Source organism: Sciscionella sediminilitoris (assembly GCF_000737195.2).
Classification (GTDB): Bacteria; Actinomycetota; Actinomycetes; order Mycobacteriales; family Pseudonocardiaceae; genus Sciscionella; species Sciscionella sediminilitoris.
Map to the genome: position 1 here is coordinate 1 of NZ_JALM01000133.1, position 10,799 is coordinate 10,799.

Annotated in this window: 14 protein-coding genes; 2 read left to right on the forward strand and 12 right to left on the reverse strand. The window is 66.4% G+C overall.

What is annotated here, in order from left to right; all coding sequences use genetic code 11:
• Positions 1–16: 16 nt before the first annotated feature.
• The 7 genes from AD72_RS32910 to AD72_RS32935 form a co-directional block, all read right to left on the reverse strand.
• Positions 17–409 carry a hypothetical protein gene (locus tag AD72_RS32910; protein ID WP_031470555.1) on the reverse strand — a complete coding sequence of 131 codons (393 nt, stop codon included), beginning with the start codon at positions 407–409 and terminating at the stop codon, positions 17–19.
• A gap of 177 nt (positions 410–586) precedes the next feature.
• Complete coding sequence (locus tag AD72_RS32915) at positions 587–1,273, reverse strand: hypothetical protein (RefSeq protein ID WP_031470556.1); 687 nt, start codon at positions 1,271–1,273, stop codon at positions 587–589.
• Between the two features lie 65 nt (positions 1,274–1,338).
• The gene (locus tag AD72_RS36935) at positions 1,339–1,920 is read right to left on the reverse strand and encodes a hypothetical protein (protein ID WP_156365491.1); all 582 of its coding nucleotides are present in this window, start codon (positions 1,918–1,920) and stop codon (positions 1,339–1,341) included.
• Between the two features lie 280 nt (positions 1,921–2,200).
• A complete protein-coding gene (locus AD72_RS37980) occupies positions 2,201–2,332 on the reverse strand; it encodes a hypothetical protein (RefSeq protein WP_255357209.1) in 132 nt (43 codons plus the stop codon).
• Positions 2,329–3,279, reverse strand: coding sequence for a hypothetical protein (locus AD72_RS37810; RefSeq protein ID WP_031470558.1), 951 nt, complete (start codon positions 3,277–3,279; stop codon positions 2,329–2,331). The genes AD72_RS37980 and AD72_RS37810 overlap by 4 nt, the downstream gene beginning before the upstream one ends.
• A gap of 89 nt (positions 3,280–3,368) precedes the next feature.
• Entirely contained in the window at positions 3,369–3,863 is a 495-nt protein-coding gene (locus AD72_RS32930) for a hypothetical protein (RefSeq protein WP_082469295.1), read from the reverse strand.
• Positions 3,864–3,964: 101 nt separating this feature from the next.
• Positions 3,965–4,564, reverse strand: a complete 600-nt coding sequence (locus AD72_RS32935) for a hypothetical protein (protein WP_082469296.1) — start codon at positions 4,562–4,564, stop codon at positions 3,965–3,967.
• Positions 4,565–5,270: 706 nt separating this feature from the next.
• On the opposite strand from AD72_RS32935, the gene AD72_RS37815 reads away from it, so the two are divergent.
• Together AD72_RS37815 and AD72_RS32940 are read left to right on the forward strand one after the other, a co-directional pair.
• Positions 5,271–5,426 carry a hypothetical protein gene (locus tag AD72_RS37815; protein WP_231645107.1) on the forward strand — a complete coding sequence of 52 codons (156 nt, stop codon included), beginning with the start codon at positions 5,271–5,273 and terminating at the stop codon, positions 5,424–5,426.
• Positions 5,399–6,010 carry an MmgE/PrpD family protein gene (locus AD72_RS32940; RefSeq protein WP_231645108.1) on the forward strand — a complete coding sequence of 204 codons (612 nt, stop codon included), beginning with the start codon at positions 5,399–5,401 and terminating at the stop codon, positions 6,008–6,010. Before AD72_RS37815 ends, AD72_RS32940 begins: the two co-directional genes overlap by 28 nt.
• 73 nt (positions 6,011–6,083) lie before the next feature.
• Here AD72_RS32940 and AD72_RS36945 read toward each other — a convergent pair whose 3' ends face one another.
• The 5 genes from AD72_RS36945 to AD72_RS32960 all read right to left on the reverse strand — a co-directional run bounded on the left by AD72_RS36945 (position 6,084) and on the right by AD72_RS32960 (position 10,785).
• Positions 6,084–6,197 carry an FAD-binding protein gene (locus AD72_RS36945; protein ID WP_156365492.1) on the reverse strand — a complete coding sequence of 38 codons (114 nt, stop codon included), beginning with the start codon at positions 6,195–6,197 and terminating at the stop codon, positions 6,084–6,086.
• 24 nt (positions 6,198–6,221) lie between these two features.
• Positions 6,222–7,028 (reverse strand): alpha/beta fold hydrolase, encoded by an 807-nt coding sequence (locus tag AD72_RS32945; RefSeq protein WP_197285149.1) that lies wholly within the window; start codon positions 7,026–7,028, stop codon positions 6,222–6,224.
• A gap of 16 nt (positions 7,029–7,044) precedes the next feature.
• Positions 7,045–7,956, reverse strand: a complete 912-nt coding sequence (locus AD72_RS32950) for a beta/alpha barrel domain-containing protein (RefSeq protein WP_197285150.1) — start codon at positions 7,954–7,956, stop codon at positions 7,045–7,047.
• A gap of 29 nt (positions 7,957–7,985) precedes the next feature.
• Entirely contained in the window at positions 7,986–9,620 is a 1,635-nt protein-coding gene (locus tag AD72_RS32955) for an AMP-binding protein (protein WP_031470563.1), read from the reverse strand.
• A gap of 136 nt (positions 9,621–9,756) precedes the next feature.
• A complete protein-coding gene (locus AD72_RS32960; protein ID WP_031470564.1) occupies positions 9,757–10,785 on the reverse strand; it encodes an LLM class flavin-dependent oxidoreductase in 1,029 nt (342 codons plus the stop codon).
• Between the last annotated feature and the right edge of the window lie 14 nt (positions 10,786–10,799).

Sequence of the window (10,799 nt, forward strand, 5' to 3'; positions counted from 1 at the left end):
CATTCACTGGCCGCGGTCAGGTGAGTTCGAGCTGTCCCGCGTGCAGGGCAGCGTCGGCGGTGTGCTTGGCGGCGCGCTGCAACGCGGGGCGCGGTTCCTCGAAAACCCAGTGCATGAGCGGATAGAGCAGATGTGTTAGGTCGGGGCGGGAATTGACCACGGAGGTGTAGATCTCGCGTAGTGTGCCGGCGAAGTCCTCGGCGGTCTGCGCGCGCAGCTGCTCGGCGAGATCGGGACCGTGGGGGTCGCGCTGTCCGATCAGGGACAACGCGGCCACGACCGACAGGGCCACGTCGCGGCGGCCGGAGTGGTTGGACTGGTTCCACGCCGTGTCGACGGCTTCAGCGATGGCAACGGCGTGCTCTCCGGGTTCGCGGTGGTTGCGCCGTTGCGTGGTGGATTGGCTCATGCGTCCGCCCTCCTGGTGTGCGGCGTTGGTGCCCGGAGCGTTCCTGCATCGGGAACAGGTGTGACCGACGAGGAATGCGCCTGAGCGAAGAAATCAGAATTTAGAATGGGAAATCGGAGAATATTGCTGCGTTAGAGGAATTTCCTCATTCGTCGTCCAGCTGGTCGGATACGACTGCTATGTCGCCTGCTTGCATTCCGTCGGCAACGTCGACGCAGGGGCACACCAGTCGAAGCGCCAGTCTTCCGCGTCGTAGGGATTCGACCAGTTGCAGGACTGCGCGATCGACTCCAGCTCGGCCGAGATGACGCCGAGTTCATCGGGCTGTGCGTGATGGACTGGAGAAGGCCACATCCGGGCGGTCCAGCCGCGTCGTGGCGGCGCCCATGATCCAGGCCGCAAGCTGGGCCAGATCCAGCCCTTGAGTCCGGGCATAGTCGGTGCCGTAGACGCGAGCGACACAGGGTGCTCGGTTACGGTGCCGTTTTCAGCGAGGGTCAGGAGGAGCCACTGGGGGTAGTCCGTGGCGATCCAATGGAACCACTGGCCATCGTCGAAGGCGTAGATGTCGCAGCAGCTTTCGTGCGGTACCCAGTCGGCGCGGTGGACCGTGGCCTCGGGGATAGCGTCCTTCCCGGACGCCCGGGTGAACGTGTCGAATCCAGCCACGTCCCAGGCCAGTGCGAACCGCGCGAAGCGGTCGCGCACCTCGTTCGGTGCGGTGGAGGCGAGCAGTTGCCGTCCGATGGGAAATCGCGCCACGTCGTCGGGGGCCAGGAAGCCGCCGAATGTGCCGAGTGGTTGGGCGTGTGCCCCGCGGCCGAGGGCGAACAGGGTGTGTGCGCGGGTGGCGTCGGTGTCCATGGATATCGGCCTTTCTGCGCGTGCATGCGCGCGTAGTCGTGGTCGGTGTCGCGGTCTCCCCGGGGTCAGTCGGTGCGGGAAGCTGCGTGGGGATGGGGTTGGGCGTTGTCGGCTTCAGAACCGTCGATGGCGGTGTCGGGGAAGGTCGCCATGCCGACGAGTTCGTCAGCCCGGTACATGCGGCATTCGGTCTCGTCGCGGTTGTGGGCGTCCTGCTCGGGATCGTCGGAGCGAGGGGTGTACACGTCAGCGAAGACCCGATCGTCCGAGATGGTGACCGAGACGATGTCCTGTCCGTCGTCGGTGCTCATGCCTTCTTCGAGATCAGCAGCGGGCAGGCAGTAGAAGACCGGAACATCGGGCTTCGAGTGATCCTCGGTTTCGTCGTCCTCAGAGCGGTTGCCCTCCGGGGCGCAGGCGCCGGCAGGGTTGTGCGCCTCGTGCGCGTCGGGCGCGGGCGCGGCCACCTGCCAGGCGCGGGGAGCAACCAGGCCGGCGCGCATGCGCGCGTCCAGGTCGATCACCGCGTGGGTCAGGTCGGTCGCCAATCGGCGCACATGCCAATCCGTGGCTTCCCTGGGAAGCTGACGCACCGCTCCGGCGGTGACGATCATGCTTCGGTACGGGCGCTCGCAACTGGTTTTCATCGTCGACCTCCCAACGGAGAGAACAAGGACAAGGCAGCAAAGGAGGGATACGACCAGCGGACTCGGATGGCTGGTCGCGGAGTTCGGTCGCAGCGGCGACGGGAGGCCGAAAAATAAATGGGCCGACGGACCCACCCGGAGGGTGTTCGCACGGTCCGCCGGCCTGCCGTAACCCTGTGAAAGGGCTGCCGTCCCCGAAGGGAGGCACGGCCAGGGTAGCTCACTGAGCCACCGGAGAGCCCGTACCGCTCGCCCTGTGTAGTTGTCGTTTCGGTGCTGGTCAGACGGTGTGCGAGGGGCGCGGTCGATACCGGGTGACCACCTCCCAGAGCCGTCGGTAGTTGGTGTCGCCGAGTTGGGCGTTCACGTCCGGTGACTCGTGCGGGAGGGCGACCGGGGCGACGCCGGTCATGCTCGGGTAACCGGCTCGGATGCCGGCGGCGACCGCGGCGACCACGTCGGTGTCGGCGGAATCCCCGGTGACGTGCACGTGGACGTGCGGGGTGGCGCGGCACGCGGTGGCACCACACTCCACGTTGCCGGTGCCGTGACCGAGTGGGCGCGAAAGGGGACGATGATCAGGTCGACGCCGCCGAGCGTGGCCACGGTGTCGGCCTGGTGCGGGTCCAGATGCAGTAGCGTCACCGCGTGCCGGCAGGCGAGATCGGTCATGGCTTCCCGCACCGCGTCCTCGGGGGCGGCTGTGAATCGGTGACGAACAGCGTGCGCAGGCTGCCCGACCCGGTGGCGGGCGGATCGTGCCGCGCGCTGGATGGCTCGGTGCAGGTCGAGCCGGGTGGGGCGCGCGTTGATCAGGCCGAGGTGTTCTCCGGCTGCCGTCCCAGCTAGCGCGAGGCTGGCCGTGCTCGCCGTGCCGACCTCGCCCGAGGGGTCGGGATCAAGCACCGCCACCACCAACGCCGGGCGCTCCACGAGCATCGATTTTTGCTTTCGCAACACACCGGGGTCGTCCGGGACCGTGACCAGGTGGGTTGCGCCGAGCGCGAGAGCGTGTCGGTACAGGTCGGGCTCGTCCTGATCCTCGGGATCGGCGAGCAGCATCACCGCCTCGCGGGGAGGGAGTTCGTGCGGGCGGGCGCGCAGGACCGGCGCGGCCTGCGCGTCGATCAGCACCAAAGCGGCACGGTTCCAGTCTTCCCTAGCGAGCTGGTGCGGCGGGCGTGCCACCAGACGCACCCCGCGTGCGTACTGCAGGACGCCGCCCAGCATCGGCACAGCGGGCCGGCGCGCCATCCCCACGCCGACCGTTGTCAAGGCGCGCGCCAGCGTGGCGCGGTCGGTCCGGAACAGTACGGGCGCCGTCGACGCGGCGGTGGTGGTGTCGGTCGCGGTGGTCATCGCGCGTGCCTCCAAAAGAAAGGTGTTGCGGTATAAGAAAGTTCGGAAAGAAGGGGCGCCCGGATACGTCGCGGGCGCCCCCTGCGGGGTCAGCCGACCCAGTAGGTTCCGGTGTGGGCCGTGGTCAGCTCGACGTGCGGCATCGGTTCCCCCGGGTACGGGGTGTGCATGATCAGCCGGCCGCCGTTGTTCGGTGCGTCATCGGGAATGCGGCGCAGGGTGAACGCGAACGCGCCGCGCGGGTCGCCGACGCTGATCGTGACCGTGATCGAATCCTCGCCGGGATCGGTGTGGATCGTGGCGCCGTTGGCCCACGACAGCGGTACCCGCTGTGGACGGTGCGGCCCCTCGCGGAAGTCCGGCGCGGACTCCACATCGTCAACCCCGGGGTCCTCGTACGGGTCGTAGGCATCGCAGACCAACGAGCCGGATTCGTCGGCGTAGCCGTCCGGTTCCTCGGACAAAGACTCGCCGCACGCCTGGCACCGGTATTCGGTGTCCTCGGCGTTCTCGACCGTGATCACCGAGGAGTCGTCGTCGTAGTCGGTGGAGATCATCTCGCCGTTGGCGGACAGCACAAACACAGCGCACCTCGCAGAAGGGAGATCAAGACGGAAGGGAAGGACGGGAGGTGCGGCCGGCCGCCGCGCACGGGAACAGCGGCGCGGCCAGCCGCACGGAAGGGTCAGAATCGGCAGGTAAACCGCACGGACTTGCCGCAAGTCGGGCAGGCCACGTAGGCGCGGTCACGGTCGCCTAACGGCACGCGCACCAGCTCAGGCACGCGGTAGGCGTGCGGACTGCCCGACCAGGAGTACAGGTGCACCGTGTCGGCGGTCTCCCAGCGATGCCCGTTCACGTATTCACCCGTGGCGTTGGAGTAGTCGGCCAACTCTTCCAACTCGTCCACAGTGGAGCGATAGACGGTTGGGGCGACATACAGGCCGAGGTGATCGCTCACGGTGATCATCAAATCGCCGAGTTCGGCCGAGGACAGCACCACGAACCCGAGATCATCGATCAGGTGATCGGAGAAGTTGATCAGGTTGTGATGCCACAGTTCCCCGTCACCATGCAGACCGGCCGGAGGTTCGCTCGTGCGATCGATGATCCACTTCGCGATCACCTCATCGTGCGGCCACTTGTGGCCGTTCGCGTCCATCCACTCGCGCAAGTCGTCGGTCAGATCGTCCGCGTACTCGCCGCGATCGTTGATCCATTCCTGCGTGTCCACGGTCAGATACCCGTCACCGTGCGACCACGCTTCAACAGACACACTGGTCATGAGAATGCCTTTCACTGATTACGGCTGCGGGAATATCGGGGTGCGAATCCCTACCCGCAATGTTTGTTTCTGTTCGGAACTTTCCGGGATCTCTTCCCTGTTGTTTCGATGGTTCTAGCCTAACGCCGGCGCCGCGCGCGTCACAACATCGCGCGATGGGTTTTTCTGGCGATTTTCCTTGGCGGGCCAAGCTGTCTTTGCCCGAGCCTGACCAGTGTTGATGCGTGCATCAAAGAGAAGTAGCGAACGCTGAACTGAAGCCGTGTTTGACTCTTTTCTATGGAATTCGGAAAGCGTCTTTGGTGGGCGCGAATAGAAATGGAGGAAACGCGATTAATGGTAAGTCGGTGCCACACGCCATGCGTCGTCCACCACCCACGCTCCCTCCGGTTCATGCCTCTCTCCCCTCAGTCGTCAACCGGTTCCCGCGGGGTACCGAGGCTTGGTGCGCTCAGGAAGGGCCAGCAGCCCGTTGACCTGCGACAACGCGCGGCCGGGGGCTTCTTATTTAATGGGAAGATGAGCAGGCAGATGAGTGGGAAGATGAGCAGGTTGATCACATGAGGTCACAGTGCGTAGATCATCTAATTCTCTGATTGGGTGGAGTTGACCACTCAATAGGTTTGGACGGCGCGCTTGAGCGGCGTGCCTACCTGCGTCGGAGTGATCATGGACGGTCCGGGGGTGCTACGCGCATCCGCTGGACATGGACGACACCAACCGGGCCCAGACGGGCCACCCCGGTGTCGCGATCTTTCCCGTCGCCACCGCCGAAGCCGAACGGCTCGACGTGGACGCCGCAGGTTCCTGGATGCGGTCGCTGTCGGGTATGAGGTGTGCTGCCGGATCGGCGCGGCATTGACCCCGAGCAGCTACGAGCGGGGCTTTCACATCACGGCCGTGTCCGGCATTTTCGGTGCCGTCGCGGCAGTGGCCAGGCTGCGCGGGTTCGACGCCGAGGCCACGGCGTCGGCGTTCGGTCTTGCGCTGAGCAAGGCCGCGGGCAGCATGCGGTACCTCGCCAACGGCGCGTGGCACAAGCGGCTGCACCCCGGATTTCTCGCGCACGACGCGCTGACCTGCGCCACGCTGGCGGAGGCGGGTGTGCGCGGAGCCGACGGCGCGATCGAGGGGCGATACGGCCTGCTGGCGGGATACACCGAGAAGGCACAGCCGAAGGCCCTCACCCACGAACTCGGAACGAGCTGGCTGCTGCTCGACACCGCCGTCAAGCCCTACCCGTCCTGCAGGCTCACCCACGGTGCCATCGACGCCGCGCTCGCGCTGCGCGATGCCGTCGCGCAGGAGGAGCGCGCTGAGGCGGCACTCCAGGTCGGAATCCCGCCGACCGCCATGACGATCGTTGGCGAACACAGTTGTGCGAGTGCATTGATCAGTTCCCGGTCGGCGCGGCCATCGCTCATCTCCATCAATTCGGAGACGTAGGCTTCCCTGGTGTAGGACGGTGCGTCGATCCGGTCGGCTTTCGTGCCCGGCTCGAAGTCCTCGGTGATCGAGGTCAAGTCCTCGGGCCGCCCTTCTCCAGCAACGTCATGGTGGCCCCGGCCTCCCGGGCGGAGATGGCGGCGGCTAACCCGGTCAGGCCGGCTCCGGCGACGACAATGTGCGGCATTGGTCCTCCTTGGCCGGTGAGCAGTCAGTTCTTGGCAAAATCATTGAGGGTCGCGGCAAATCGTTCGGCCTCTTCGAGGAACGGGCTATGGCCGCTGTGCTCGAAAATTTCTACGCGCCCTTCGGGAAGTACGGAGAACAGTGACGCGGTGTCCGGACTTACCAAACTGTCGTGCCGGCCAAGTACAACGAGCACAGGTCGCCGTACACGCGGGAGTGTGTCTCGCAGATCTTGGCAGACTCCGTCCCAAAATACCGAGGCGGCACCGGCCGGTGGGGCACACCGCAGCGTCTCCTCGATCAAAGCGCCGAGTGTGTCATGCGGCAGGTGATTGTGAAAAAAGGTGGGGACAATGGTCCGCACCGTATCCTCGAAACTGGCCTCGATCGCAGTACGTAGCTGGTCGGCGGCCGCAAGTTCGAACCCGCCGAGCCGCCACTCGCCGTGGTTCAGCTGGCACACGCCGGGACCGATAAGCACGATCTTCGCCACGCGTTCGGAGCCAAACAGGTCCGCGTGATAGAGCGCGGTGGTGCCACCAAATGACCATCCGACCAACACAACGTCGTGGAGGTCGAGTGATGCGAGGAACTCGTTCAAATCATGTGCCCACCGGGCAATGCGCTGTCCCTGCGCGGTCTTTTCCGATGCCCCCTGCCCTCGGAAATCCAAGCCCAGCAATCGGAGCTCACTAGACAACAGATCGAACTGCCGGTCGAAGTAACGCGTCGACCCACCCCAGCCTGGAAGGAACAACACCGGACGACCGTTTTCCGGTCCGGAATCTCGATAGTGGAGGCTTATTCCGTCACTTGTAGTAAAGTTCGGCACTGATTTCTCCTTAACTTCACCATTGAAAGGAAAAGGTCCCTTTGGCCGTTTCCGGAACGGCTCCGGTGTGGCGGAGGAATCCTTTGCTGGGGGCACCGATCTCGTCGGCGAGCCAGTTGGCGGTGTCGATGAGGCGAGGCAGGTCGATTCCGGTGGGTATGCCGCACAGTTCGAGCAGTTGGATGGCGTCCTCGGTGCAGACCCCGCCGCCCTGGGTGCCGCGCATGGCGGGGTGCCCGCCGCTGCCGGCGAGGGAGGTGTCGATGTTGCGGATGCCGAGTTCCAGCAGGGGGAGCAGGGCGGCCAGGCCCATGCCGCGCGCGTCGTGGATCTGCACGGTGAGGTTCTCGTGGGGCACGTGGGCGGTTGCGGCGGTGACGAGTTCGCGGATCTGGGGCGGCGCGGCGTAGCCGGCGGAGTCGGCGAGGATCCAGTGGTCCACTCCGATGTCGAGCAGTCGGCGGGCCAGCGGTTCGAGGTCCTCACCACCACGGGCGGGACCGTTGGGCCCGCCCCAGGCGAAGATGATGTAGGTGCCGAGCACGGTGTCGTGGTCCGCGGCGAAGGCGGCCATGCGTTCGAGTTCGGCGAGCGACTCCGTGGTCGACCGGCCGATGTTAGCGCGGGCGAAGTCCTCGTCGGCCGAGAGCAGGAAGGACGCAGTGTTGGCGCCTACGTCGACCGCGCGGGCGAGGCCACGGGTGTTTCCGACGCAGCACCCCAGACTGAGTCCGGGAACGCGCGGGATCGTCGCGAACACCTCCTCGGCGTCGGCGAGGCCCGGCACCAGGTCGGGCCGCACGAACGAGGACAACTCGAACGCCCGGACGCCGGCGTCCAGGAGCCGTTGCACGAGCTCGATCTTCACCTCAGTGGGGACCACGTGATCTTGGAAGGTGAGGCGGGGCGCGATCTCGCGGATGCGCACATTTTCAGGCTTGGGCATGGCTGGTTTCCTCAGGCGTGTCGGGTCGGTGTGAGCCCGGCGGCGTGCGCGTCCCAGGCGTCCGCAGCGCCATGGCCGCGCAGGTCGTTCTTACGGACCTTGCCGGTCGGCGTGACGGGCAGTTCGTCGACGACCCGGTAGTAGCGCGGCACCATGAAGTGCGGCATGGACCGGTCGCAGTGCGCGAAGAGCTCTGTGAAGTCCAGGTGCCGGCCGGATTCGAGCTGGACCACGGCGAGCACCTCGTCCTCGCCCAGCTCCGACGGGGTGCCGACCGCGGCAGCCGCGACCACGCCTGGGTAGGCGAGCAACACCGACTCCACTTCGTGGGAGGAGATGTTTTCGCCGCGGCGACGCAGGGCGTCCTTCTTGCGGTCGATGAAGTAGAAGTAGCCGTCGTCGTCGGTGTAGCCGAGGTCGCCGGTGTGCCACCACAAGTCGTGCATGGTCACGAGTGTCGCGGCCGGATCGCGGTGGTAGCCGGAGAACATGACGTGCGGCAGGCGTGGCCGGTAGACGATCTCCCCGGCCTGGCCTGCAGCGGCGCGGTTGCCGGACTCGTCATGGATTTCCACAATGGATGATTCGGTTGGCAGGCCGATCGAGCCGACTTTCCGCGCGTGCAGCGGGTTGTAGAGGACGTTCTTGATTTCGGTGAGCCCGTAGCCCTCGACGATGTGCACGCCGAAGCGGTCCTCGAAGGGATGCAGCACCTGCGGTGGGGCGGGCGCGGCGAATGCCTTCGTGACGTGGTGGTCGCGGTCGTGCTCCGATGCGGGCTGGGCCAGCAGCATCGGCAGGATGGAGCCGAGCGCGTTGAACTGGGTGACCCGGTGTGCCCGGATGTCGTCCCAGAACTTGCTGGCGCTGAACCGGCGGCCGAGTACCACCGTCGCACCGGCGTAGAACCCGTGCAGCGAGATGTTGACCTGTGCGGCGCCGTGGAACAGCGGCAGGCAGGTGTAGAGCCGCTCATCGTATGTGGTGCCCATCTGGGCCGCGCATTCGCGTGCGGCGGCCACCTGCATCTGGTTCGGGTACACGACGCCCTTGCTGCGACCGGTGGTGCCGGAGGTGAGCATGATCGCGACCGGGTCGTCCCCGGCGACGTCGGGAAGGTCGGTCGCCGGGTCGCCGGCCGCGAGCAGCTCGCTCCAGGTCCGCACTTCGACCCCGCGCGGGATGCGACCGGGTGCTGCGTCGTCGAGCAGGACCACGGTTGTCAGCGTCTCCGGTGGTTCCGGCAGGTCAGCGACGAGTTCGAGCAGCGGTGCCTCGGTCACCAGGATGCGCACGTCGGTGCTGCGCAGCGCGTGATCGAGAAAGGAGCCCTTGTAGGCGGTGTTGACCGGTACCTCAACGAGGCCGGCGCGGGCGGCTCCGAGCCAGGTGAGCAGGTACTCGGGCCGGTTGGGCAGCAAGATCCCGACCGAGCTGCCCGGGCTGCCGCCCACTGCGATCAGTCCGCGTGCGACAGCGGTCGCTGCTGTGTCGAGCTCGCCATAGGTCAGTTCGGTGTCGTCGAACACGAGGGCGGGCTTGTCCGGGTGCGCCATGGCCCGGGCGGCGAGGAGTCCGCTGACCGTGCTGTCGGCGAGGTCGTTGAATCTCAGATCCCCGGTGCCCCGGGTGGTGGTTCGGCTCATGACTGGTCCGCCTCTCCGCGATGCGCAGTGGTGGTTGCCTCCGACCCCGTTTTTCGTCGCGTGGTCTCTTGTGGTCGGCTTGCGTCACGGTGCTGTGCGATGCGGTTGAGGAGGGCTGGGGTTGGTACCGGGCTACTCATGCCAGCTCCTTTTTCGCTCGGGCCAGGAAGCCCTCCAGGGCGGGGTCCCAGGCCGCTTCGGCTCCGGTGGTCACGAGGAACGTGTCGATGCCGAGGTCTCGGTACTTGCCGAGGGTGTCCAGGATGCGTTCCTCGGTGCCCACTAGCGCTTGGGAGTTGGCGAACCCGCCGAGGAGCTTGGTCAGGCCGGTCCAGAAGCAGTCGTCGTGCAGCTCCTCGTTGGTGAGAGCCAGCGCGCGTTCCCGGCCGACGGAGGCATCGGTGGATGACGAGCGCAGGAACTTGGTGGTGCCGGCGGCTTCGGCGATCTGCTGTTCTACGGCCCGGGCGTGGGCCCAGGCGTCGTCGTCGGTGTCTCCGACGAACAGCCGCAGGCTCAGGGAGAATCGCATCGGGCGGCCGTAGCGCTCGGCAGCGTCGGTGACCCGGTCGATGCGTTCCTTGGTCCCGGCGAATGGTTCGCCCCAGAGCATGTAGAGGTCGGCGTGGCGGGCCCCGAAGTCCACGGCGTCGGCGCTCTCGCCACCCATGAAGATCGGCACTTCGCCTTGGACCGGCTTGGTCTGAATCTTCACGGCTTCGGCCGTGTAGTACTCGCCGTGATGGTCGAACGGCGTGGTCTCGGTCCAGGTGCGGCGGACCACGTCGAGGTACTCGACCGCCCGCCGATAGCGCTCGCTCTTGGGCAGGTCATCGGACTCGCGGCGCAGGTCTTTCTCGGACCCGCCGACGACCACGTTGATGGCGAGCCGACCGCGGGCGAGCACGTCGAGGGTGGCGAAGTAGCGCGCGGCGGCCACCGGCGGCATTACGCCGGGACGGTGCGCGACGATGGGCGAAAACTTCTCCGATGCCGCGAGCGCGAATGGTGCGGTGGCGTGGTTGTGCGGCCAAGTGGAGGAATACCCGACGAGGACCCTGTCGATCACCTCGGATCGGTCCAGTTCTCGGACCCTGGCGATCATCTGGTCCGGGCCGGTCTCGCTGGGTTGGAGGGGTTGAAGCCCCGTGAAGAAGTCGACCATGGTGTGCCCCTCAG

Excerpts from the sequence above, each read along its gene's own strand:
- AD72_RS32910 (WP_031470555.1), bottom strand. The coding sequence starts at position 409 with ATGAGCCAATCCACCACGCAACGGCGCAACCACCGCGAACCCGGAGAG.
- AD72_RS32915 (WP_031470556.1), bottom strand. The coding sequence starts at position 1,273 with ATGGACACCGACGCCACCCGCGCACACACCCTGTTCGCCCTCGGCCGC.
- AD72_RS36935 (WP_156365491.1), bottom strand. The coding sequence starts at position 1,920 with ATGAAAACCAGTTGCGAGCGCCCGTACCGAAGCATGATCGTCACCGCC.
- AD72_RS37980 (WP_255357209.1), bottom strand. The coding sequence starts at position 2,332 with ATGACCGGCGTCGCCCCGGTCGCCCTCCCGCACGAGTCACCGGACGTG.
- AD72_RS37810 (WP_031470558.1), bottom strand. The coding sequence starts at position 3,279 with ATGACCACCGCGACCGACACCACCACCGCCGCGTCGACGGCGCCCGTA.
- AD72_RS32935 (WP_082469296.1), bottom strand. The coding sequence starts at position 4,564 with ATGACCAGTGTGTCTGTTGAAGCGTGGTCGCACGGTGACGGGTATCTG.
- AD72_RS37815 (WP_231645107.1), top strand. The coding sequence starts at position 5,271 with ATGGACGACACCAACCGGGCCCAGACGGGCCACCCCGGTGTCGCGATC.
- AD72_RS36945 (WP_156365492.1), bottom strand. The coding sequence starts at position 6,197 with ATGCCGCACATTGTCGTCGCCGGAGCCGGCCTGACCGGGTTAGCCGCC.
- AD72_RS32955 (WP_031470563.1), bottom strand. The coding sequence starts at position 9,620 with ATGAGCCGAACCACCACCCGGGGCACCGGGGATCTGAGATTCAACGAC.
- AD72_RS32960 (WP_031470564.1), bottom strand. The coding sequence starts at position 10,785 with ATGGTCGACTTCTTCACGGGGCTTCAACCCCTCCAACCCAGCGAGACC.